The organism is Nocardioides sp. NPDC000445, assembly GCF_040300245.1.
In the GTDB taxonomy this organism is placed as follows: Bacteria; Actinomycetota; Actinomycetes; order Propionibacteriales; family Nocardioidaceae; genus Nocardioides.
Map to the genome: position 1 here is coordinate 201190 of NZ_JBEPDH010000011.1, position 22323 is coordinate 223512.

Consider the following 22323-nt stretch of genomic DNA (forward strand, 5'->3'; position numbering starts at 1 on the left):
CGACCAAGGGAGCAGACCAGATGGCGCCTCGCGCCCGATTGGCGGTGGCGGCCGTTGCCGTGCTCGCCGGCGCCTCGATCGCACTCGGCGCGATGCCTGAGTCGGCCGGTCCGCTGGGGTCGTTGGGGTCTCTGGCCGGGAACGCCTTCGCGCGCGACAACGAGGGTGTGGTGCCCTCGACGCCGACATCGACGCCCGACTGGGCGCCCTACTCCACCCAGCCCAACATCCTCATGATCACGGCGGACGACCTCGCCTACGAGGATCTCGAGTTCATGCCCCACACTCGCCATCTCCTGGCCGAGCAGGGCACCTCGCTGACCGAGGCGATCGCTCCGACGCCGATCTGCGTGCCGGCCCGTGCGTCCCTGCTGACCGGGCAGTACAGCCAGAACCACCACACCGTCACGATCAACGGCGAACGAGGTGGCTACGAGTCGATGGACCACACCGGCACGCTGCCCGAGGCGCTGCAGGACGCCGGCTACGACACCCTCTTCGCCGGCAAGTACCTCAACGGCTACGGCCTCAACGGAACGGCGAAGGACGTGCCGCCCGGGTGGACCGACTGGCGGGCGACGACCGATATGTCGACCTACAACTTCATCCGGCCGCGGATCAACCACAACGGCAAGCTCACGACCTACAACCGCTACACGACGTACGTCATGCGGGACCAGGCCAACGAGATGATCTCGGCGCCGGAGCGCGCCGACAAGCCGTGGTACATGTGGCTCAACTACGTGGCACCGCACCACGGCGGGCCCGACGAGCCGGAAGACCCGGAGGGCACCAGCACGACCAGGCCGGCGGAGGAGGACAAGCACTCCTTCGACGGACTCGAGCTGCCGGACACTCCCTACATGTTCCGCACCCCGACCGATGCGCCGCGGATCTCGGCCTCACGCAAGTACTTCGACGCGCAGGGCCGCGCCGAGCTGCGGATCGCGCACGAGCAGCGGGTGGAGGCCGTCCAGTCGCTCGACCGCGCGGTCGCCAGCCACGTACTGCGTCTGCAGGAGACCGGTCAGCTCGACAACACGATCATCATCTTCTCCTCGGACAACGGCTACACCACCGGCGGCCACAACATCAACGGCAAGCTGATGCACTACCGCGAGACGCAGCGGATCCCGGTGATCCTGCGCGGCCCGGGCATCCCGGCCGGCCGGACCCTGGCCACCGGCGTCGGCAACCCCGACATCGCCACCACGATCATGGCGGTCGCCGGTGCCGAGCCGGGGCGGACCCAGGACGGCGTCAACATCATGCCGTGGCTCGACGCCCCCGCGCAGGACCGGGTGATCCCGCTCTCCGCCTGGCGGGTCAACGACGGTTACAAGCAGATCTACTCGGGGATCCGCTTCGGCGACTGGACCTACGCCCGCTTCTCCGACGGCAGCGAAGAGCTCTACAACCTCGCCGACGACCCCTACCAGATCCGCTCGCTCGCGCTGCTCCCCGAGTACGCCGACGAGCTGGCCGAGCTGCGTGGGCTGAGCGAGAAGTACGCCGACTGTGCCGGTGCCACCTGCCCGAAGGAGTTCTACCCCGCCGACTGATCGTCCAGGTCGGCCGCGCAGCGGAACCCCAGGTTGCCCGCGGTCGAGTCGGGCGGGCTGCTGGAGCGCGCCGAGAGCCGGTAGCGGTGGCAGTAGGAGTCGTGGCACAGGTAGGAGCCGCCGCGCATGACCCGGGTCAGGCCCTCGGCCGGGCCCCGCGGGTCGGATGAGGAGCCCCCGGAATCGGGAGAGCCGACGAGGTCGGCGTAGTAGGTCGGCGAGAACCAGTCCGCGCACCACTCCCAGACGTTGCCGATCATCTGGAACAGCCCGAAGCCGTTGGGTTCGTACGTCCGTACCGGCGCGGTCGTGACGAACCCGTCGTCGGCAGTGTTGCTGTCGGGGAAGACTCCCTGCCAGACATTGGCGTGGTGGGCGCCGTCCTGCTCCAGCTCGTCGCCCCACGGGAACCGGGAGCCGGCGAGACCGCCGCGGGCGGCGTACTCCCACTCGGCCTCGGTCGGCAGCCTGGTCCCGGCCCAGTCGCAGTAGGCCAGCGCGTCGTCGTGGGAGACGTGCACGACCGGGTGGTTGCCGCGGCGGCCGACGTTCGAGCCGGGGCCCTCCGGGGCCCGCCAGGAGGCGGCGCGTACGCCGAGCCACCAGGGTGCCTCGGGAGAGCGGCCCAGGATGTCGCGGGGCGAGCCCTCGAAGGCCAGGTGGAAGACGGCAGAGAAGCCCTCTCGCTCGGCCGTGGTGACGTGGCCCGTCGCCTTCACGAACCGGGCGAACTCCTCGTTGGTGACCGCGGTCGCGTCCAGCCGGAAGCCGGGCAGGTCGACCGGGTGCACCGGACCTTCGCCGTCGGCCCGGTAGCCCTCGCCGAACGAGTCCCCGGCGGCGTACGTCCCACCGGGGACGTCGACAAGGGTCCGGCGGCGCTTGCGGGGCAGCGCCGGCGGGCGCTGGGCCGGGTCGGGGCTGGGCCCACGGGTCGCGCCGAAGGTGAGGTCGGAAGGCACGCCCACAAGCCTACGAGCCGGCGTACGTCGCCTTCAGACTGCCTGCGCTCGCCACGACCTTCCCCTTCTTGCCGGTGACCATGAGGCCGGGCGTACGGGCCTTTCCGTTGGCGTCCGCCTTGATCTTGACCGTGCAGGTCGGCTTCTTGCCGGCGCACTTGAAGTCACCCGTCGGCCGGTAGGTGACCGTCATCGTCTGGTTGTCCGCCAGCCCCTCGACGTAGGCGGCCATGTAGGTGCACTTCGGCTTGCCCTTCGGACAGGAACGCTCGACCGTGTGCCACTCCATCCGGGCCGCGGCCGCCTTGCCGCAGAGCTTGGCCGGCTCGCCGGCGCGGACCGTGCCCCAGGCGTACGTCACCTTGGTGGTCGCCTGCACGCAGGCCTCGGTGCCGCCCTTGGCGACGGGCAGCGTGTAGGTGAGCTCCGGGTCCTCCCCGGCGGTCGGCTGCGTGGCGCCGTCGTCGATGGAGGCGATGCCGGAGGTGACCGGTGGGGCGGTGACCTTCAGCGTGACCTCGCGGTAGCCCGCGGCGGCAGCAGCGACGGGCGCCTCGGGTGTGCGGGCGTAGCAGCTGTCGAGGTGGGTGATCGCGTCGACGTTCTTGGCGGCGAGGTCCTCGTCGGTGAGCCGCAGGTTGGTGACGGCCAGGACCCCGGCGATCGCCGGTCGCCCGACCTCCCGCAGGCATCGGGGGTCATCGAGCGTCCAGGCGTCCGCGACCTGCCTGCTCCAGCTGTTGGCGCCACCGTCGGCGCAGTCGAGCAGCTCCGCGTACCACTGCGATCCCAGCGCTGATGGCCACTCCCCGGCATAGCTGAACCCGCTGCCGGCCTTGGTGACCACTCCGGCATCGGCGAGCCCGGCACTGCCCGTGTCCTTGACCATGGTCTCCGCGGCGCAGCGGATCTGCTCGGGGTCGGCCCAGGCCGGGGTGTCGCCGGCCAGGGCGAGCGTGCGCGCGACGTCCTTCTCGTCGCCGCGCAGCGGACCGATCTCACCGGTGAAGTAGGCCCACGCCGAGGTGCCGAGGAAAGCCACCGCGACGAGTACGCCGACGCTCACGAGCCAGCGCAGCGCCAGGCGTACTGGGCGGCTCCGGTCACGCCGCCGCCGTGGTAGCGGGGGCAGCCCGAGCCGACGCCTACGGGCCTCCTCAGCTGCCGCGTTGGCGAGCTCGGTGGGTTTCGGTTGTTGTTGAGCGGTGCTGCCGGTGGGGTCGGACATCTCACTCCCTCGAGAACAGTTCAGCGAGGATCGTAGAGGGTAGTCCCTTCAGATACCCCCTGCCACTCCCGATCGAGACCTGAGGGGCGAGTAGTGACTGGAAATATGTTCATGTGACCGATATTTTGATCATATGAACCTCAGTGACCCCTTTGGGGGTGTCATCCCCGGTGCCAGGGGTGCAGTGCTGGCCGCCCTCCTTCGCACAGGGCGAGAGCTGACAGGCCGGCAGGTGCACGGCCTGGTTGGCCGCTACAGCCTCGGGTCGGTTCAGGATGCCCTCAAGGCTTGGGAACGCCTTGGAGTCATCGAGTCGCGCCCCGTTGGCCGAGCGTACGTCTATCGGGTCGAGGAGACCCACGTCGCGGTCGGCCCGCTTCGTGCGCTGCTCGACCCGCTCTCGGCATTGACGGCGATCGTCACCCAGATCGTCGGCGGCAGCGTTGAGTCTGTGATCCTCTTCGGATCAGTCGCTCGAGGCGAGGCGAACGATGACAGCGACATCGACCTCGCGGTGATCGCGACCGAACCCTGGGACCGGCGCGCAGACCTGCGGGAGGCGATCCGAGCAGGAATAGGCAACGAGAGCGACATCCTGGTGTTCACGCCCACATCATTCTCGGAAGCTGTCGACAGAGGTGAACCGGTCGTCTCCGAAATCCTCAGGGACGGCGTCGCTCTCATTGGTCGCAAGCCCCGCCGTCGCAAGAGGTCTGCCTGATGGTCACCGCCGAGCAGAGGAACTACGCCAAGGCGTTCCTGCAGAAGGCAGAGGAGTACGTCGAGTCGGCCGAGGACAACCTTGACCTGGAGCGCTACACGCCCGCCGCCGGTGACGCCATCCACGCCGGCATTAGTGCCAAGGATGCGATTGTCACGTCGCTGACCGGCGCGACCGGCAAAGCCAAGGATCACGCGCGAGCGGCCAAAGAGCTCTCCGAGGCGCTCGGAACCCGCGCCGAAGGAAAGCCTGCCGAGCGAGCGCTGCGCGAGCTCATATCCACGAAAGGTGACGTCGAGTACGGAGTCGAGCTCGTCACCGCGGCAAAAGCTGAGACTCTGGTGCGTCGAGCGCGCATGCTCGTCGACCTCGCCACCTCGATCGTTCGCCTCGGTCGCTGACCGCGTCTATCGCACGAGGTCGTGTCGTAGGCGTACGCCGAACTCGACGAGCTGTTGGAAGTGCTCCCTCATCCCCTCGACGGGCGGGTTCACCGGAACCTCTCCGAGGTGTTCCAGCGCAGCGTCGAGGAACATCGTCGCGTCTTCCTCGTACTCGTCCGCTCGAAGGCGGTTCGATCTGAGAGTCTCGACTGCCGCGTCGCCTGCGGTCAGGACAGCTGCCGTGCACAGGGGAGCGGCTGTCAGGTCACCGTCGCAACGAGCAAGCGAGAAGAGGACGTCGTCGGTGATCTCGTCGGGGTCGCATGCGAGGCTGAGCCAGGCGCCCATCACGACTGGCCGCCAGGGGAGATGACCTGGAGCGACGCCGGTGACATGGGTCAGCAGGGCGGCGCGATCTGGCGACTCAGCTGCAGCCTCGTACCACGCATCGACCGTCAGCGAGCCGCCCCGCAGAAGCGCCCTCACTTGCGTGGGCGTCGCCTTCCGTCCGGCGCGGACCAGCTTTCGGTATGTCCTCTTGTCCAGCCAGGTCGCGTTCGAACCCATCATCTTCAGGTAGAACGGCGCGACGAGTCGTCGCTCCACTCGCCGCAGGTTCATCGCGTCCCGTACAGCGTCGTCCGTTCGCGTACGTCCCGGCCGATACCGTGGCCGATCTCTTGGAGCTCGGCGACGGTCTTGGCCGAGCCGTGCTCGGAGCCGGCCATCCGGGAGATGGTCTCCTCCATCAGGGTGCCGCCGAGGTCGTTGGCGCCGGCCTGGAGCATGGCTCTGGTGCCGTCGATGCCGAGCTTGACCCAGCTCGTCTGGATGTTGTCGATGCGGCCGTGGAGCATGATCCGCGCGAGCGCGTGGACGGCGAGGTTGTCGCGCATGGTCGGGCCGGGGCGGGCTGCGCCGGCGAGGTAGATCGGTGCGCTGGTGTGCACGAAGGGGAGGGGTACGAACTCGGTGAATCCGGCGTTGCCGTGCTCGCGGGCCTGGTCCTGGATACCGGCGAGGACGCGGAGGTGGCCGACCCAGTGGCGCGGGTTGTCGACGTGGCCGTACATCATCGTCGAGGTCGTCGGGATGCCGACGCGGTGGGCGGTGGAGACGATCTCGATCCAGGTCTTCGCGGGCAGCTTGCCCTTGGTCAGCACCCAGCGGACCTCGTCGTCGAGGATCTCCGCGGCGGTGCCGGGCAGCGAGCCCAGCCCGGCCTCGCGGACCTTGATCAGGAAGTCCTCGATGGAGAGTCCGGTGCGGGAGGTGCCGTTGACGATCTCCATCGGGGAGAAGGCGTGCACGTGCATCTCGGGCACCCGCTGCTTGACGGCCTGGACGAGGTCGAAGTACGCCGTCGAGGGGAGCTCGGGGTCGATCCCGCCCTGCATGCACACCTCGGTGGCGCCGAGGTTCCACGCCTCCTCGGCACGGTCGGCGACCTGGTCCAGATCCAGGGAGTACGCATCCGCGTCGGTCTTGCGCTGGGCGAAGGCGCAGAACCGGCAACCGACGTAGCAGACGTTGGTGAAGTTGATGTTGCGGTTGACGACGTACGTCACGGTGTCGCCGTTGACCTGCCGGCGCAGGTCGTCGGCGAGCCGGGTGACCTGACGGAGCAGGTCACCCTCGGCGGTCATCAGGGTCAGTGCGTGCTCGTCGGAGAGGTTGCCGGGGTCCTTCTCAGCGGCGGCGAGAGCCTCGTGTCCCTCGGCGTGGAGTACCGCAGGCGCACCGGTCGCGGTGGCTGCCTCTCGAACGGCGTCCCAGTCGCCGTAGACGGTCTCGAAGTCGTCCCTGCGGTCGTTGGTGCGGCCGGTTGTGTCGACGGAGGCGTGCAGGTCGACCCGGCCTGCCGCGGTGAAGCCGCCGTCGGGCTCCTGCCACGGGCGGCCCTCGGGCCGGATGCCGTCGCGGGCCAGCCCGTCCTCGTCGGCGAGGGCCTCGACGTGGGAGAGGACGCGTGGGTCGATCCAGGCCTGGCCGTCGCGCAGGGTGCCGTTGACGTACTCCGGGTGGACGGTCAGCCGCGGCCGCAGCTGGAATCCGGCCTCGGCGCTGACTTGGCGCAGCGCGTCCAGCGAGGGCCAGGGGCGCTCGGGGTTGACGTGGTCCGGCGTCAGCGGGGAGACGCCGCCCCAGTCGTCGATCCCGGCACCGAGCAGCGCCCGGCACTCATCGAGGTCGACCAGGTTGGGTGGCGCCTGGACCCGGGCCTTCGGTCCGAGGACGATCCGGGTGACCGCGATCGCGGCCAGATACTCGTCCAGTCCCAGGTCGTCGACATGGCGCATCGCGGTCGCCGGCTTGGCCCGGAAGTTCTGCACGATGATCTCCTGCAGCCCGGCGTACGCCTTGTGCACCTTCCGCAGCGCGAAGATCGTCTCCGCGCGCTCGGTGAGGTTCTCGCCGATGCCGACCAGCAGCCCCGAGGTGAACGGGATCGAGAGCCGACCCGCGTCCTCGAGCACCCGCAGACGCACCGCCGGGTCCTTGTCGGGCGAGCCGTAGTGGGCCTCACCCTTGGTCTCGAACAGCCTCCGCGACGTGGTCTCGAGCATCATCCCCATCGAGGGGGAGACGGGCTTGAGCCGGTTCATCTCCTCCCACGACATCACCCCGGGGTTGAGGTGGGGGAGCAGCCCGGTCTCTTCGAGCACCCGGATCGCCATCGCGCGCACGTAGTCGAGGGTCGACTCATAGCCACGGGACTCGAGCCACTCGCGGGCTTCGGGCCACCGGTCCTCGGGCCGGTCCCCGAGAGTGAACAGCGCCTCCAGGCAGCCGAGCTTCGCGCCCTCGGCGGCGATCTCCAGGATCTCGTCGGGGCTCAGATAGGGCTCGCGGCCCTCGCGCTCGGCCTGCCCCGGCGTCTCCACGAACGTGCAGTAGTGACATCGGTCCCGGCACAGCTTGGTGACCGGGATGAAGACCTTGGGGGAGTACGTCACCGTCTCGGGTCGCCCGGCCGCGACCAGCCCGGCGTCGCGTACCTTCGCTGCGGCGGCGGTCAGTCGTTCGAGGTCATCGCCCCTGGCCGCGAGGAGTGCCGAAGCCTCCGCCACGTCGAGGGCTGCGCCGCGTTCGGCCCGGGCCAGCGCCCGGCGGATCTGCTGAGGTGTCGGCTGCTCGCTCATCATCAAGCAGCCTAGTAGGCACCGCCCAGTTGTCGAACTAGTTGTCGATCTGGGCGCTCGCTCCGGGCGCGGTGGCGACGAACTTGGCGTTCCAGTCCTGGGGGCCCGACCAGTCGACGATGACACCCTTGCCGTCACCGCCGGGGGTGCCCGGCCAGTCACACTTCTTGGCGCCGCACTTGCCCCCGTTGAGAGTGAGCTTCACGTTGAACTTCTTGCCCGGCTGGAAGCCTTCGAAGCTGAGCCGCCAGGTGTTGCAGGCGATCTTCTGCTTCGTGTAGACGGGGTCGGTGCACTTGTCCTGCTTGGTCCACTCGAGCTTCTTCGCCGCGGCCCGGCCGCAGGACTCGGCGTCGGTGGCCTTCTCGGTGCCCCAGGCGAAGGTGACGGTGGTCTTGACCGCGATGCAGCCCTCGACGCCACCCTCGGTGACGGGCATCTCGTAGGTGGAGCCCTTGAGCTCCTCGAAGCTTTCGCTTCCGCCCTTGGCGATCCCGATCACCGACTGTCCGCCGGGTGCGGTGGGCTCCTGGACATCGAAGTCGACCTGCATATAGGCGGCCTTGGGAGTCACCTTGGCGCCGAGCGCGTCGGCCTTGACGTAGCACGCGTCGAGGGCCTTGACGGCCTTCTCCTTGGCCGGGCCGGCAGCGCCGGGGTCGCCGTCCTTGAGGAGGTCGCCGACCGCGAGGAGACCGGCCATGGAGGTCTTGTCGACCTCCTTCTCCATGCAGCGGGTGTCGCCGACCTTCCAGTTGTCGCCGATCTCGGTCGCCCAGGACTCGGTGCAGTCGAGCAGGCCCCGGCTGAAGTTCATCGCGTCGTCGGCGGGCCATTCGCCGGTGTAGGTCCAGTCGTCGCCGGCGTCCACGACGCCGTGGGAGCGCAACTCGGCCGCGGGAACCTTCCCGACCAGGGTCTCGGCCGCGCAGGTCATCTGGTCCTCGGTGGCCCAGCCCGGCTTGGGTACGCCACTGGCGATCGCCTCGGCCGCCTTGGCGTCGTCGCCGTGGAGACCGAAGATGCCGAAGCCCTGGGTGAAGATGCCGACGCCGAGCAGCAGAACCGCGGCGACCCCGCCACCGACGATGGTGTAGAGCTTCTTCTTGTCGCCGGAGTTGCCCTGGCCGGCGTTGGAGTGGTGCGAGGGCAGCCACTCGGGCTGGCCGCCGCCGGCGCCGGTGTTGCCGGTCGAGGACGCGGCCGCCGCGGCGGCAGCGGCCTGGGGCAGGCCCTTGCCGCTGTGCACGACCGTGGAGTCGGTCTCGTTGGCAAGCGGGGCGGGAATCGGGGTGCCTTCGCCCGGGCGCTTGACGATCGTCGGCTGCGCCTCGGCCTCGGGGGCGTTGGCGCCGGCCCCGGAGGTGCCGTCCGCGGTGGTGTCCCAGGTGACCCCGGGACGGGAGCCGAGATCGGCGGCGGCAGCTCCGGCGACACCACCGACGACACCACCACCGAGACCGGACTCCTCGAGCCGGTCGGCGGCCTTGTCGAGGGCCTTGGAGAGCTCGGCCGCGGTCCGGAAGCGGTTCTCCGGCTTCTTCGCCAGCGCCCGCTGGATGATCGGGTTGATCAGGTCGGCGCCGGGCGTCGAGGCGGGCAGCCGCGGCACCGGGCTGTTGATGTGGGCGCTCATCAGCTCGAAGTCGGTGCCGGTGTAGGGCGCCTTGCCGGTCAGGCAGGCCCACAGCAGACAGCCGGCGGCGTAGATGTCGCCCGCCGCGGTCGCCTGCTCACCCATGTGACGCTCGGGCGACATGTAAGGCAGCGAGCCCACCACCGAGCCGGCCCGGGTCACGTTGGAGTCGCCCTCGGTCGCGATGCCGAAGTCGGTGAGGTAGGGGACGAGCTCGCCCTCCTGGCGCTCCCACAGGAGCACGTTGGACGGCTTCACGTCGCGGTGGACCACACCGGCGCGGTGCGCGTCGAAGAGGGCGTCGCTGACGTCACCGACCAGGCGCAGCGCCTGGACGGTCTCCAGCGCCCCCTTGGTCTTCAGCCAGCCGTGCAGGTCGCCATCGGGGACGTACTCGGTGACGAGGTAGACGGTGCCCTCGACCTCGCCGTATTCGATGATCTGCACGATGTTGCGCGAGCGCAGCTTGGCCAGGATGTTGGCTTCCCGCTCGAAGCGGGTGATGAAGTCCTTGTCGACCGTGAGCGAGGGCAGCACCAGCTTGAGCGCCACCTTGCGTCGCAGTGCCGGGTCCTTCGCCTGGTAGACGACACCCATGCCACCTTGACCCAGGACCCGCTCGATCACGTAGCGACCGAACTGCTCGCCTTCCTGGGGGAACGCAACCATCTTTAGAACCTCGCCCTGATTTTTTTACCCGATTCCAGACCTCTGCCGAAACCCTAGCGTCCCCTTAACGATCGTCGCGCGGCAACGCCACGGGCGAGACCAATTGTTAAGGCGTTAGTTAGGAAGGACCGCCTTGAGTCCGTCGACCTCGGCGGTGAACCGGTCCTTCCAGCCCTTGGGTGCGGTCCAGTTGGTCCAGGTGCCGCTCGGCTTGGTGACGAAGGCCCTGTCCGAGCACGACCCGGAGGCCGACCGGCAGTCTCCGCCGTTGAGCTTCAACTTGATCGTGACGCTGGAGAGGAGCTCGTAGCCCTCGTAGTGGAGCGTCCAGGAGCTGCACGGGGCGTACTTCGGCTGGGCGCACGACTTGTCCTTCGTCCACCACAGCCGGCGGTCCTTCGCCTTGCCGCAGGCCTCGCTCTCGCTGGTCTTGGTGGTGCCCCAGGGGTAGTTGATCGAGGCCTGGAAGGTCGCGCAGCCCTCCTGGCCCCCTTCGCGTACGGGGATGTTGATCTTCCCGCCGGTCACGGGCGCCCACTCCGAGGAGTCGGCGGACTTCGCCTGCACGACCACCTCGCTGCCCTCGACGGTCGGCGAGGTGACCACGAAGTCGACGCCGAGCACGGCCGGGGTGGCCGTCGCGGCCGGTGCAGTGAGCTCGTCGCTGACGTAGCACTCGTCGAGCGCGGCGACCGCCTTGTCGGCCTGCTTCGTGACGCCGGCGTCCTCGACCTCCATGACCTGGGTGGTGATCAGGCCGGCCATCGCGGTCTCGTCGACGTCGCCCAGGCAGTCGGTGTCGGTCAGTGCCCACTCCTTGCCGATCGCCTTGCTCCAGTCACCCGAGCAGGAGAGCAGACCCTCGGCGTACGTCGTCGCCTGCTGTCCTCGCCACGCGCCGGTGTAGCTCACCGACTCGCCGGAGATCTGGATCAGCCCGGCCTTGCGCAGGGCTTCGCTGCGCTCGTCCTTGACCAGCTGCTCGGCGGCACACGTGGCGTCCCCGGCCGAGGCCCAGGCCGGCTTCGGCGCGTCCGCGGCGATCGCGGCCACCGCCTTCTTGTCCTCCGCGCTCAGCGGGCCGAACCCGAGACGCCCGGTGAAGAACGCCCAGGCCCCGGTGCCGAGCAGCGCGACGAGCACCACCGCGCCGGCGGCACCCAGCCCGATCAGCAGCCCCTTGTTGCTCCTCTTCTTCTGCTGTTGGTGGTGCGGCGGCAGCCCATAGGCCGAGGCGTACGCAACCGGAGGCGGCCCGTAGCCGCTGGGCGGTGCCGCCGGCATCGCCATCGTGGGTGGCGGCGGGGGCGGTGCCGTCGGCGGCTGAGCGGGCGGCGGCGATGAGGGAGGGGGCGACGACGGGGGAGGTGACGACGGGGGAGGCGACATCGGGGGAGGCGGAGGCGGCGGGGTGGGGCGCGCGCTGGGGATCCGGGTCGCGTCCGGGTCGATCGGATTCGCCGGCTCAGGTGCCGGAGGCGGCGTGGGCCGCGGCGTACCCGGTCTCGTCTTGTCCTGGTCGTCTGGCCCCATGTCGCACGCCCCGCATGTCAGTGAAGTGGAGCGACCGGGCCGAGCGACCCGAGTCGTAGGGCACATCGTAAAGACACTTCGCCGAATTCGCAGCCGGGGCCTCAGTACTGGCCTGGATACCGGCCGGGGTCGCGCGGCCGGCGCTGCTGCGGTGGCTGGCCCCGGAGGTCCTGAGGGGGCCGCGGGCCGCGCATGGGCGGGGGCTGGCGGAGCTGGTGATCGATCTGCTGGCGGGGCTGGTGATAGGCAGGGGCCATCGGCCGCCCGACGGCCGCCGGATGCGGCGAACGAATTTTCGTTCGCCCGCGCGCGAGCCGGCTCGGCCACCAGATGACGTCGCCCAGGTCGAGGTTGATGGCGGTCACCAGGACGGAGCGGACGACGAGGGTGTCGAGGAGTACGCCGAGGGCGATCGCCAGGCCGATCTCGATGAAGCTCACGTGCGGCAGCGTGGTGAGCACCGCGAACGTCGCGGCCAGGACGACGCCGGCGCTGGTGATGACGCCGCCGGTGGCCGAGAGCGCGACGAGCGAGGCGCGCCGGGTGTCGCCGTGCTCGACGGCCTCCTCGCGGACCCGGTGCATCAGGAAGATGTTGTAGTCGATGCCCAGTGCCACGAGGAAGACGAAGACGAACAGCGGGAACTCGCGGCCCTGCCCGGCGAATCCCATCGCGTCGAAGATGATCGCCGAGAGGCCGAGCGCGGCGCCGAAGCTGAGCACGACCGTGGCCATCAGCAGCAGCGGGGAGAGGACCGAGCGGAGCAGGATCATCAAGATGATCAGCACCAGCCCGAGCACCAGCGGCATCACGACCTTGGTGTCCCGGTCCGTCGCCGAGGCCATGTCGAGCTGGATCGCGGCGGTGCCGGTGGCGAGCGCGTCGGCGCCGTCGACGGCGTGGACGACGCCGCGTACGTCCTCGACGGTGTCGAACGACGCCTTCGACATCGGGTCGGTGGCCAGCGGGACCGCGGTCAGCGCGACCTCGTGGGTGCCATCGGTGACCGGGGTGACGCCCTCGTAGCCGGCCTTCGTGAGCGCCTCGACGACGTCCTTCTCGGTGCCCGGGGCCGAGACGACCTGGATCGGGTTGGAGGGGTCGCCGAGGTCGTGCTCCTCGAGTACCCGGTCGCCGATCAGCGACGGGAAGTCCTTGGTGTAGGTCTCCGAGCTGTCCAGCGTGGTGATCTTGAGCATCGAGAGCCCGCCGCAGCAGGCCAGCAGCACCGCGGCCGTGCCGATCCAGACCGCCCGAGGCCGCTTCCGGATCCAGTCGCCGAGCCGCGCCCAGATGCCGCCGGACTTCTCGCCGGAAGTGCCGTACGCCGGCTTGACCGGCCAGAACACCCAGCGACCCGTGATCACCAGCAGGGCCGGGAGCAGGGTCAGCATCACGACCAGGCCGGCGACGATGCCGATCGCGCAGACCGGGCCGAGGCTGGCGGTCGACCCCATGGTGGCGACCATCAGGCCGAGCATGCCGACGGTGACCGTGCCGGCCGAGGCGATGATCGCGGGGGCCGACCCGCGCAGCGCGGCCGCCATCGCCTTGTGCCGGTCCTCGTGGCGGCCCAGCTCCTCGCGATAGCGGGCGATGAGCAGCAGCGCATAGTCGGTGCCCGCGCCGAAGACGAGCACGTCGAGGATCGCCCGGTTCATCTGGTTGAGGGTCAGACCGGCATACATCGCGCAGAGATAGACGACCCCCATCGACACGACCAGTGCGACGAGCACCGAGACGAGCGGGAGGAACCACAGCACCGGGCTGCGGTAGGTGATCAGCAGGATCACGATGACCACGCCCGCGGCGGCGTAGAGCAGCGCACCGCCGATGCCGGCGCCGGCCTCCATCTGGTCGGCCGTGGAACCACCCGCGCCGCCGATGTAGACGTCGACGCCGTCGATCTTCGTCATCTCGACCAGGTCGTCGCGCAGCTCGAGCAGCGCGGTGGGGTCCTCGTCGGCGTAGTTGACCACGAGCGAGACCGTGGCGACCTCGCCGTCGGCGGAGACCAGACCGTGCTTCTGGCCCTTCTTCTCCCCGGTCGGATAGGCGATCGCCGGCATGACCGGCTGATCCGGCTTGCTCTCCTGGGTCACCACGCCATCGAGCGACGCGATCTCCGGGATCTGCAGCACGATCGCGGTGTAGTCGGACTTCGTCAGACCGCCCTCGCGGTGGTAGACGATCGTGGTGGTCAGGTCGTCGGGGTCCTGCACCTTGGCGAGCTCGTCGATCGCCTGGGTCGACTCGGCGTTGGCCGGGAGCCAGTCGGAGTTGTCGTGGGACTCGACGTCGCCGAGCTTGCCCGTCAGCGGACCCATCAGGACCAGCATCACCAGCCAGAAGCCGAGCACGACCCACTTGGTGACGGGTCCCGTGATGGCGCTGACGATCCGCTCAGACATGCGTCCATGCAACCAATGCCCGTGGGGGCAGCGTCACATCGGGACGTCGGGGCCGGCTGTGGGTGTAAGCGAGTTCACAGCCGGCCGGGAGATCAGACCAGCCACTCCTTGACCTGAGCGATCGACGCGAGGCCGTCGGTGCCGAACGCGGGCGTCACCTGGAGGCTGGTCACGCCGGCCTCCTGGAACGCCGCGATCCGCTCCTTCACGAACGACTCCGGTCCGACCAGGTTGCCGGCCTCGAGCCAGGCGTCGGGGACCTCGGCCTCGGCGTCGCGCTTGTGGCCGTCGAGGTAGAGGTCCTGGATCTTCTTGGCCGCGTCCCCGAAGCCGTACTTCACGGCCATGTCGTTGTAGAAGTTCTTGCCGCGGGCGCCCATGCCGCCGACGTACAGCGCCAGCAGGCCGCGCATCGTGTCGCGGTGGCGCTTGGCCTCGTCGGGGTCGTCCGTGATCGCGAGCAGACCGCCGGCGGAGATCTCCAGCGGCTTCAGGTCGGGCGAGCGCTTGGCCAGGCCCTTGTCGATGGCCTCGCCCCAGACGTCGCGTGCCTTGTCCGGCAGGAACTGGAACGGCAGCCAGCCGTCGGCGATCTCAGCGGTCATGGCGACGTTGTTGTCACCGAGCGCGGCCACCCAGATCGGGGTGTCGGCACGCTCGGGCTTGTTGAGCAGCTTGAGCGGCTTGCCGAGGCCGGTGCCCTGGTCGGCCGGCAGCGGGATCTTGTAGATACCGTCGCTCTTCAGCCGCTCGCCCCGCAGGCCGGCGCGCAGCAGCCCGATGATCTCGCGGGTGCGGGCCAACGGCTTGTCGTACGCCACCCCGTGGAAGCCCTCGATGACCTGCGGCCCGCTCGCGCCCAGGCCCAGGATCGCGCGGCCGCCGGAGACGTTGTCGAGACCGGCCGCGGTCTGGAGCAGCGCTCCCGGCGTACGGCTGTAGATGTTGAGGATGCCCGAGCCGAGCTCGACGGTCTCGGTCTTCGCGGCCAGGTAGCCGAGCAGGGAGACCGCGTCGAAGCCGTACGGCTCGGCGACCCAGAGCTGGTCGAGCCCCGCCTTCTCCAGGCCGACGACCTGGTCCGCGGTCTCGCGCGGGTTGCCGAAGTAGGTCAAGGGCATCGCAAGCTTCATACTGGGCTGCTTCATGTTGGGGAGGCTACCGTGACCGTGTGACGGAGATCAGGTTCGGATACAAGGCGTCCAACGAGCAGTTCGCACCCACGGAGCTGCTGAACTACGGCGTGATGGCGGAGGAGCAGGGTTTCGACTCGGTCTTCATCTCCGACCATCTCCAGCCCTGGAGACACGACGGCGGTCACGCACCGTTCGCGATGACCTGGCTGGGCGCGCTCGGCGCGCGCACGGAGCGGATCGTGATGGGCACCTCGGTGCTCACCCCGACGTTCCGCTACCACCCGGCGATCGTGGCACAGTCGTTCGCGACCCTCGGCTCGCTCTTCCCCGACCGCGTCGTGCTCGGGATGGGCACCGGTGAGGCGATGAACGAGGCCCCGCTGGGCATCGAGTGGCCCGAGGGCAAGGTGCGGTTCGCGCGGTTCCGCGAGGCCGTGCGCGTGATCAAGAAGCTCTGGTCCGAGGACCGGGTCACCTTCGAGGGCGACTACTACCAGCTCGACCGGGCGACCATCTACGACAAGCCGTCCACGCCGGTCCCGATCTACCTGGCGGGTTCGGGTCCCGCCGCGACCAAGTACGCCGGCCGCGCGGGCGATGGCTACATCACCACCTCCGGCAAGGGTGCCGAGCTCTACACCGACACGCTGCTCCCGGCCGTACGGACCGGCATCGAGCTCTCCGAGCGCAAGCCGGAGGACGTGGACATGATGATCGAGGTCAAGGTCTCCTTCGACCACGACCTGGAGCAGGCGATGGAGGCGACCCGCTTCTGGGGCGCTCTCGGTCTCAGCGCCGAGCAGAAGCACTCCGTCGAGGACCCGGTGGAGATGCAGCGTCTCGCCGACGCGCTCCCGACCGAGGCGACCGCAAAGCGGTTCATCGTGTCGACCGACCCCGACGAGCACGTCGCGCGGATCAAGGAATACCTCGACATGGGCTTCACCCACCTGGTCTTCCACGCCCCGGGCCCGGACCAGGCGAAGTTCCTCAAGCTCTACGGTGAGGAGATCCTCCCCAAGCTCCGCGCTCTCGCCTGAGCTGGGCCGGAGCATGGCCAGGGCCCCGGCCGGGAATCAGAACCGGGGCCCTGGGAGGACCGCCCCACATACGTGGTACGCCGCCCGGATGTGTTGTGTTGCACTCGTTTGGGATCGGTTGCGAATTCCGTTTCCGGTGTGGTCGGCAGGCACCTACGCTCACCAGGCATGAGCCTGATGGTCGACCCGTTCGTGGACGCCGCCGAGAAGCACCGGCGCGAGCTGCGTGTGCACTGCTACCGGATGGTGGCGAGCTTCGACGAGGCCGAGGACCTGGTGCAGGAGACCCTGGTCAAGGCCTGGGAGCGGCGCGACCAGCTGACCGACCCCGAGGCGATGCGGGCGTGGCTCTACCGGATCGCGACCAACACCTGCCTCGACTTCCTGCGCCGCAACGAACGGCGGCCGAGGACGTACGCCCCGCTGCCGGGGTTCGACCACGGCACCGGCGAGCCCCCGGAGCTGCTGGAGTGGTTGCAGCCGTTCCCGGACTCCCTGCTCGAGCCGGAGCGCCCGGACGAGGAGGCGGTCGCGCGGGAGACGATCGAGCTGGTCTTCCTGACTGCGATCCAGCACCTGACCCCGCAGCAGCGGGCCGTCTTCGTCTTCCGTGAGGTGCTCGGCTGGTCGGCCGCCGACACCGCGGCCGCGCTCGACGTCACCGTCGCCACCGTGAACTCGCTGCTGCAGCGGGCCAAGCCGGCGCTGCGCCGTCATCTGCCCGAGGACCGGTCGACGTGGCGTACCGAGGGGCCGACCGAGGAGGAGCGGAAGGTCATCGACGCCTACATCGCCGCCGGGGCGAGCAACTGGCGCGAGGGCATCGCCGACCTGCTGACCAGCGACGCCGTGCTCACCATGCCGCCCAACCCGTTCTGGTTCACCACCCGCGACGCGCTGCTGTCGTTCGTGCTGCCCAACCTCGACCCGGCCTCGCCGACCTACCTGGGCGAATGGAGGTTCATCCCGGCGCAGGCCAACCGGATGCCCGCGGTCGCGGGCTACGTACGCCGCCCCGGCACCACGATCTACCGCCCGCAGACGCTCGACGTGCTCCGCATCGTCGACGGCCGGCTCGCTCAGATCACCACTTTCGAGCCGCATCTCTTCCCCGCCTTCGGACTCCCGCAGGTGCTGACCTGACGCCGGCCCGAAAAAGTTTCGGCGCACCCGATGAGCTGCCGGCGCTGCGTACGTCCTAACGGGCAGATCGCGCACGACGGGTGCGCGACAGGAGCTCAGGAGAGACCATGAACGCACAGCTTCAGGACCGTACCGCCATCGTCTGGGGCGGCGCGGGCGACATCGGCTCGGCGACCGCGAAGGCCTTCGCCGAGGCGGGCGCCACGGTCTACCTCGCCGGCCGGACCGAGGCCAGCCTGGCGGCCAGAGCCGAGGAGGTCGGCGCAGCCGGCTACGGGGTGGTCGACATCCTCGACGAGGACGCCGTGGTCGCCTTCGTGGAGCGGGTCGTCGCCGAGACCGGCTCGCTCGACATCTCGTTCAACGTCGCCGACCGCGGCGACATCCAGGGGCAGACGCTGCTGGAGATCTCGGCCGCCGACTACACCCAGCCGGTCGTACGCGGCATCGCCGGCGGGTTCCACACCGCCCGCGCGGCCGCCCGGCAGATGGTTGCGCAGGGCCGCGGGGTCGTGCTCGCGCTCGACTCCGGCTCCGCACGTGGCTCGGCGCCCGGCATGGGCGGGACCAGCGCGGCCGACGGTGCCCTCGACGCGCTCGTCCGTGATCTCGCCGCGGAGGTCGGACCCGCCGGCGTACGCGTCGTGGGGATCTGGACCGCCGGGATCACCGAGACGTTCACCGCGGAGAAGTTCGAGCGGGTCCTCGGCACGAGGCTGCCGGAGGAGGCCCTCGACGGGATCCGGGCGAACCTCGACGGCATGCGGATGACCAAGCGGTCGCCGCGGCTGAAGGAGGTCGCCGACACCGCGACCTTCCTCGCCTCGGACGGCGCCGGCGCGATCACCGGCACCTGGCTCAATGTGACCAGTGGGATGTACCCGAGCTGAACCGGTTATGGTTCCCGGCATGTCCTGGACCAGGGGTGAGCCGCTCACCGACGTACATCGGGAGCGGCTCATCGCCGCGGGGCTCGAGCCGGAGGTGCTTGCCGGGCTCGAGCTCAGCGAGATCACCGGGCCGTTGCCGGAGTGGTGGCACGAGGGCGGCAACGCGCTCTACCTGCGCGACGGGTTCCCCCTCGACGAGCGGCTGATCGAGCTGCTCGGGTTCTACCCGTTCTCCGACGCGCTGATCGTGATCGCGACCGACATCACCTCGATGCAGGCGCTGCTGGTCGGCGGCGACTCGCCGACCATCTTCATCGGCCCGGACACGAGCATGGTCTGGGGCGAGATCTACTGCGGCGGCGGCTCTGCGGTGATCCTCTCCGGTGGTCTCGTCGCGACCTCGCGCGCGCAGATCGACGCCCGCAACGGCGGGTCGATCGTGGCTGCCCGCGACCAGCTCTGGGCGGCCAACGTCTACGTCGCCACCGACGACATGCACCGGCTCGAGGACGGTGAGACCGGGCAGCGGATCAATCCGTACGGCGCCAACATCCGCTTCGGCGAGCACGTCTGGCTCGGCCGCGACGTGATCGTCACCGGCCACGCCGAGATCGGTGACGGTGCCGTCGTCGGCATGCGCGCCATGGTCCGCAACCAGAAGGTCGAACCGCGTACGGCCGTGGCCGGCGTCCCCGCCCGACTGATCCGCGAGAACGTCGTCTGGTCCGGCGAGGACACCCCCTGATCCCTGCCCCGTGTGCTCAGAGCTCGCTCAGAGCTCGAGCAGCGGCACGAGAGCGCGAGCGAACTCGGCGGGAACCGCACTGGCGCCCACGTGGTTTCCGGGCATGTCGATCAACGGTTGACGCAGCAGGTCGGCCAGGGCCTGGGCCGCCCGACGCGCCATCTGGTGATGGCTCAGCGCGCCGGCGCACACGGTCAGCCGGACTCGACGGATGACCTCGATATCGGGCTCGTAGAAGACGCTGGGGCCGGCCATCTGGCCAAGGAAGTAGCGGTTCTTGTCGAGCTCCTCGGGCGGTAGCTCCGGCAGCGCGATGTGCGCGGGAGGCACCTGATCCTGCGCCGTGTGGTGGGCGGCGCCGCTGAGGTCGAAGAACTCCTGCACGGCTTGCTGAGGGTCGGTCGTCGCGACGGCGAATGCCGCTGCCGCGCGGTCGGCGAGGGTGGAATCGTCCAGGAGAGTGATCAGGGGCGGCTCGTGCAGCTCGGCCGATCCCATGATCTCGGGATGCTGCTTGGACAGCTCGAGAAGGGTCACGGCCCCGCCGCTCGTACCTACGAAGAACGCCGGTGTGCCGGTGAATGCGTCGACCAGCGCAGCGAGGTCTCCAGCGAGGATCTCGGGCGTCGGTGCCGCCATTCCAGGCCTCACGTGACTGGCTCCGATGCCGCGAGGATCATGGGTGACGACGGTGAACCGCCCCGCCAGCTCCTTCGCGAGAGCTGCAAACCCGGCCCGCCCTGCCGGCGCTCCCACGAGGAAGAGCAGCGGCCCCTTCCCCTGGACGCTGTACGTGATCTCCGTGTCAGGCCGCTCGAGGACGTTCGTCGATCCGGTTGCTTGATCGGTGAAGTCCGCGATCTTGCGGCTGATCACCTCGAGGGCCCGGTCCAGCGCCTCGCGGCGTTCTTCGACACGGCGGCGATGCGCGGTGAGCAGTTCCAGCCGCAACCGCGACGGGTCGGTGACCTCGGTGTCGGCTCCGGTGAACTGCGCGATGTCGGCCAGGGGCATTCCGGTTTCGCGTAGGTGGACCAGCATGCGGATCACATCGACATCGGCCGCAACGTACTGACGGCGCCCAGCAGCGTCACGCCGAGGGGCAGGCACGATCCCCTCCCTCTCGAAGTACCGCAGTGTGTCGGGTTCGAGGCCGGTACGCGCGGCGACCTCGCCGATGCCGAACCGCACTTCTTGCTCACTCATGGGGCAAGCCTCCGACCTGGACCTCGGTTCAGGTCAAATGGCTCTCCGACCCGCGACCCGAGGTCGAACTCCACCGAACCTCCGAACGGCCCGCCGCTCGTTACGTCCCATTCACATTGCGCCCGCCGCAGCGTCGCTGCCGGCACGCACGCTTGGCGCCATGGCATCGGCCCACCGCCCCCTTGTGATCGGCCATCGCGGAGCGCCCGGCTATCTGCCGGAGCACTCCTTGGAGTCCTACCGCCTGGCGCTGCGCCAGGGAGTGGACGCGCTCGAGACGGACGTGGTGATGACGAGCGACGGGGTGATGGTGCTCCGCCACGAGAACGAGCTGTCCCGCACCACGGACGTGGCCTCGCGCCTGGAGTTCGCGGAGCGGCGTACGACCAAGGTCATCAGCGGCAAGAAGTGGACCGGCTGGTTCACCGAGGACTTCACCTTCTCCGAGCTGCTCAGCCTCGGGGCGCCGACGTCGAGCCAGCCGATCATCACCCTCGACACGCTCCTGCTGCTCGTCGCTGACGAGTCGCAGCGCCGCGGACGGCGGGTCGGGCTGCACGTGGAGGTCAAGCACCCGACGTACTTCGCCTCCATCGGCCTGCCCGTCACCGAGACCCTGCTGCAGACCCTCGCCGACCACGGCGTCGACGCCTGGAACAGTCTCCCGGGCCTGCCCACCCAGCGGCTGTGGCTGCAGAGCTTCGATGAGGCGTGGGTGCGGGAGATGAGCACCCGGACCGACCTTCCGCTGGTGCAGCTGGTCGACAAGAAGTGGGGCGCGGTCGACTGCGCGGAGATCGCGACGTACGCCCAGGCCATCGGCCCCAAGAAGTCGATGGTCCGCAAGAAGGGTCAGCCACCCACCGGTTTGGCCGACGAGGCCCACGAGCACGGTCTGCTGGTCTTCGTCTGGACCCTGAAAGCGGGTCGCGACCAGGCTAATCGCCTCTTCGAGGCCGGTGTGGACGGCGTGTTCGCCGACTACCCGAACCGTCCGATCGCGGCCTTGGCCGACATCACACAGGTTCAGACCGCCTGAGTCTGGCGCCCGCACGTAGGGTGTGGGCATGCCGCCCCTCAACGCGGACCGCGCGGTCCTGATCGCCGCTCGGGAGGTCCTGCTCAGGGACCCCCGCGCGACCATGGCCGCGGTCGCAGAGGAAGCCGGGATGGGAGTGGCCGGGCTCTATCGGCGCTACGCCAACAAGCAGGCACTGCTGCGGGCCGTCGCCGCCGACAGCTATCGCCGCTACATCGCCTTCGCCGAGGCGGCGCTGAGCGACACCGACGACCCGTGGCACGCGTTCACGGGCTTCCTGCGCCAGGTGCTCGACGACGGACTCCCGCGGCTCACCCTCGCCCTCCGCGACGAGGTCAGCTTCGACGAGGTCCTGCGTGACCTGGACAAGCTCGCCGTACACACCACCAACCGCCTCCTGCGTGGTGCCCGTGGCAGCGGCATCCTCCGCCCCGACGTCACCCGCGCCGACATCACCGTGCTCCTCGAGCAGATCAGTCGCATCGACGTAGGAGATGACGTACGCAGCGCCGCCCTGCGTCGCCGCTACCTCGCCCTCGTCTGCGACGGCCTGCGTGCCGAGGCAGCCAGCCGCCGCCTCCCGGGGCCGCCTCCGCATGAGGCTGAGCTGATCGGGCGGTGGGCGGGGGAGATCTCGAGCGTCTCCTAGGCTGCCGGTCGGTTGGTCGCATCCTGGTTTGGTCTGCGTTCGCCGCGCAGGAGGTGGCCGTGGTTTCGTTTCTGGGGTTCGCCGCCGACCCTTGGTTCGATTGTTTCTCGATCGCGTACCGCGTCAAGGACGCGACGAGACTCACGAAAAATGCCCGCGAAACGCCCTCGGTGCCTCATCTAGGAGTGCCCGTGAACCGGTGATTCTCGGCGGGTATGAGGAGTGGG

18 protein-coding genes are annotated in these 22323 nt (G+C 69.4%); 9 read left to right on the top strand and 9 right to left on the bottom strand.

Going from position 1 to position 22323, the window contains the following annotated elements:
- Positions 1-20 precede the first annotated feature (20 nt).
- Complete coding sequence (locus tag ABT304_RS16785; protein WP_350716769.1) at positions 21-1562, top strand: sulfatase-like hydrolase/transferase; 1542 nt, start codon at positions 21-23, stop codon at positions 1560-1562.
- Here the strand turns inward: ABT304_RS16785 and ABT304_RS16790 are convergent.
- On the bottom strand, positions 1547-2524 hold the full coding sequence (locus tag ABT304_RS16790; RefSeq protein WP_350716771.1) for a formylglycine-generating enzyme family protein: 978 nt from the start codon (positions 2522-2524) through the stop codon (positions 1547-1549). The two genes, ABT304_RS16785 and ABT304_RS16790, sit on opposite strands and share 16 nt — an antisense overlap.
- A gap of 10 nt (positions 2525-2534) precedes the next feature.
- Positions 2535-3752 carry a hypothetical protein gene (locus ABT304_RS16795; protein WP_350716772.1) on the bottom strand — a complete coding sequence of 406 codons (1218 nt, stop codon included), beginning with the start codon at positions 3750-3752 and terminating at the stop codon, positions 2535-2537.
- A gap of 133 nt (positions 3753-3885) precedes the next feature.
- Here ABT304_RS16795 and ABT304_RS16800 point away from each other — a divergent pair, with 133 nt between their 5' ends.
- Together ABT304_RS16800 and ABT304_RS16805 are read left to right on the top strand one after the other, a co-directional pair.
- Positions 3886-4473: a nucleotidyltransferase family protein gene (locus ABT304_RS16800; protein WP_350716774.1), complete on the top strand. Its 588-nt coding sequence runs from the start codon at positions 3886-3888 to the stop codon at positions 4471-4473.
- On the top strand, positions 4473-4874 hold the full coding sequence (locus ABT304_RS16805; protein ID WP_350716776.1) for a hypothetical protein: 402 nt from the start codon (positions 4473-4475) through the stop codon (positions 4872-4874). The genes ABT304_RS16800 and ABT304_RS16805 overlap by 1 nt, the downstream gene beginning before the upstream one ends.
- Positions 4875-4880: 6 nt before the next feature.
- Here ABT304_RS16805 and ABT304_RS16810 read toward each other — a convergent pair whose 3' ends face one another.
- The 6 genes from ABT304_RS16810 to ABT304_RS16835 form a co-directional block, all read right to left on the bottom strand.
- A complete protein-coding gene (locus ABT304_RS16810; protein WP_350716778.1) occupies positions 4881-5462 on the bottom strand; it encodes a hypothetical protein in 582 nt (193 codons plus the stop codon).
- Positions 5463-5473: 11 nt separating this feature from the next.
- On the bottom strand, positions 5474-7999 hold the full coding sequence (locus tag ABT304_RS16815; RefSeq protein ID WP_350716780.1) for a bifunctional FO biosynthesis protein CofGH: 2526 nt from the start codon (positions 7997-7999) through the stop codon (positions 5474-5476).
- Between the two features lie 37 nt (positions 8000-8036).
- Positions 8037-10304: a serine/threonine protein kinase gene (locus ABT304_RS16820; protein ID WP_350716782.1), complete on the bottom strand. Its 2268-nt coding sequence runs from the start codon at positions 10302-10304 to the stop codon at positions 8037-8039.
- A gap of 114 nt (positions 10305-10418) precedes the next feature.
- Positions 10419-11594 (bottom strand): hypothetical protein, encoded by a 1176-nt coding sequence (locus tag ABT304_RS16825; RefSeq protein WP_350716784.1) that lies wholly within the window; start codon positions 11592-11594, stop codon positions 10419-10421.
- A gap of 344 nt (positions 11595-11938) precedes the next feature.
- Positions 11939-14248, bottom strand: coding sequence for an MMPL family transporter (locus ABT304_RS16830; protein ID WP_350716786.1), 2310 nt, complete (start codon positions 14246-14248; stop codon positions 11939-11941).
- Positions 14249-14340: 92 nt separating this feature from the next.
- Positions 14341-15396: an LLM class F420-dependent oxidoreductase gene (locus ABT304_RS16835; protein WP_350716788.1), complete on the bottom strand. Its 1056-nt coding sequence runs from the start codon at positions 15394-15396 to the stop codon at positions 14341-14343.
- Positions 15397-15419: 23 nt separating this feature from the next.
- Here ABT304_RS16835 and fgd point away from each other — a divergent pair, with 23 nt between their 5' ends.
- The 4 genes from fgd (at position 15420) to ABT304_RS16855 (ending at position 19202) form a co-directional block, all read left to right on the top strand.
- Positions 15420-16424 (top strand): glucose-6-phosphate dehydrogenase (coenzyme-F420), encoded by a 1005-nt coding sequence (gene fgd / locus ABT304_RS16840; RefSeq protein WP_160025275.1) that lies wholly within the window; start codon positions 15420-15422, stop codon positions 16422-16424.
- 168 nt (positions 16425-16592) lie between these two features.
- Positions 16593-17567, top strand: a complete 975-nt coding sequence (locus ABT304_RS16845; protein ID WP_350716790.1) for an RNA polymerase subunit sigma-70 — start codon at positions 16593-16595, stop codon at positions 17565-17567.
- 107 nt (positions 17568-17674) lie between these two features.
- Positions 17675-18457 carry an SDR family NAD(P)-dependent oxidoreductase gene (locus tag ABT304_RS16850; protein WP_350716792.1) on the top strand — a complete coding sequence of 261 codons (783 nt, stop codon included), beginning with the start codon at positions 17675-17677 and terminating at the stop codon, positions 18455-18457.
- A 19-nt stretch (positions 18458-18476) separates the two neighbouring features.
- Entirely contained in the window at positions 18477-19202 is a 726-nt protein-coding gene (locus ABT304_RS16855) for an acyltransferase (RefSeq protein ID WP_350716794.1), read from the top strand.
- 27 nt (positions 19203-19229) lie between these two features.
- Here the strand turns inward: ABT304_RS16855 and ABT304_RS16860 are convergent, their stop codons facing one another.
- Positions 19230-20408: an alpha/beta fold hydrolase gene (locus ABT304_RS16860; RefSeq protein WP_350716796.1), complete on the bottom strand. Its 1179-nt coding sequence runs from the start codon at positions 20406-20408 to the stop codon at positions 19230-19232.
- Positions 20409-20568: 160 nt separating this feature from the next.
- Here ABT304_RS16860 and ABT304_RS16865 point away from each other — a divergent pair, with 160 nt between their 5' ends.
- Positions 20569-21447 carry a glycerophosphodiester phosphodiesterase family protein gene (locus ABT304_RS16865; RefSeq protein WP_350716798.1) on the top strand — a complete coding sequence of 293 codons (879 nt, stop codon included), beginning with the start codon at positions 20569-20571 and terminating at the stop codon, positions 21445-21447.
- A gap of 28 nt (positions 21448-21475) precedes the next feature.
- Positions 21476-22096 carry a TetR/AcrR family transcriptional regulator gene (locus ABT304_RS16870; protein ID WP_350716799.1) on the top strand — a complete coding sequence of 207 codons (621 nt, stop codon included), beginning with the start codon at positions 21476-21478 and terminating at the stop codon, positions 22094-22096.
- Positions 22097-22323 lie beyond the last annotated feature (227 nt).

Bases quoted from the DNA above. Each gene is read 5' to 3' on its own strand.
- ABT304_RS16855 (WP_350716794.1), top strand. From the start codon at position 18,477: ATGTCCTGGACCAGGGGTGAGCCGCTCACCGACGTACATCGGGAGCGG.
- ABT304_RS16835 (WP_350716788.1), bottom strand. From the start codon at position 15,396: ATGAAGCAGCCCAGTATGAAGCTTGCGATGCCCTTGACCTACTTCGGC.
- ABT304_RS16785 (WP_350716769.1), top strand. From the start codon at position 21: ATGGCGCCTCGCGCCCGATTGGCGGTGGCGGCCGTTGCCGTGCTCGCC.
- ABT304_RS16805 (WP_350716776.1), top strand. From the start codon at position 4,473: ATGGTCACCGCCGAGCAGAGGAACTACGCCAAGGCGTTCCTGCAGAAG.
- ABT304_RS16870 (WP_350716799.1), top strand. From the start codon at position 21,476: ATGCCGCCCCTCAACGCGGACCGCGCGGTCCTGATCGCCGCTCGGGAG.
- ABT304_RS16825 (WP_350716784.1), bottom strand. From the start codon at position 11,594: ATGGCGATGCCGGCGGCACCGCCCAGCGGCTACGGGCCGCCTCCGGTT.
- ABT304_RS16800 (WP_350716774.1), top strand. From the start codon at position 3,886: ATGAACCTCAGTGACCCCTTTGGGGGTGTCATCCCCGGTGCCAGGGGT.
- ABT304_RS16845 (WP_350716790.1), top strand. From the start codon at position 16,593: ATGAGCCTGATGGTCGACCCGTTCGTGGACGCCGCCGAGAAGCACCGG.
- ABT304_RS16795 (WP_350716772.1), bottom strand. From the start codon at position 3,752: ATGTCCGACCCCACCGGCAGCACCGCTCAACAACAACCGAAACCCACC.
- ABT304_RS16860 (WP_350716796.1), bottom strand. From the start codon at position 20,408: ATGAGTGAGCAAGAAGTGCGGTTCGGCATCGGCGAGGTCGCCGCGCGT.
- ABT304_RS16815 (WP_350716780.1), bottom strand. From the start codon at position 7,999: ATGAGCGAGCAGCCGACACCTCAGCAGATCCGCCGGGCGCTGGCCCGG.
- ABT304_RS16820 (WP_350716782.1), bottom strand. From the start codon at position 10,304: ATGGTTGCGTTCCCCCAGGAAGGCGAGCAGTTCGGTCGCTACGTGATC.
- ABT304_RS16830 (WP_350716786.1), bottom strand. From the start codon at position 14,248: ATGTCTGAGCGGATCGTCAGCGCCATCACGGGACCCGTCACCAAGTGG.
- ABT304_RS16865 (WP_350716798.1), top strand. From the start codon at position 20,569: ATGGCATCGGCCCACCGCCCCCTTGTGATCGGCCATCGCGGAGCGCCC.
- ABT304_RS16850 (WP_350716792.1), top strand. From the start codon at position 17,675: ATGAACGCACAGCTTCAGGACCGTACCGCCATCGTCTGGGGCGGCGCG.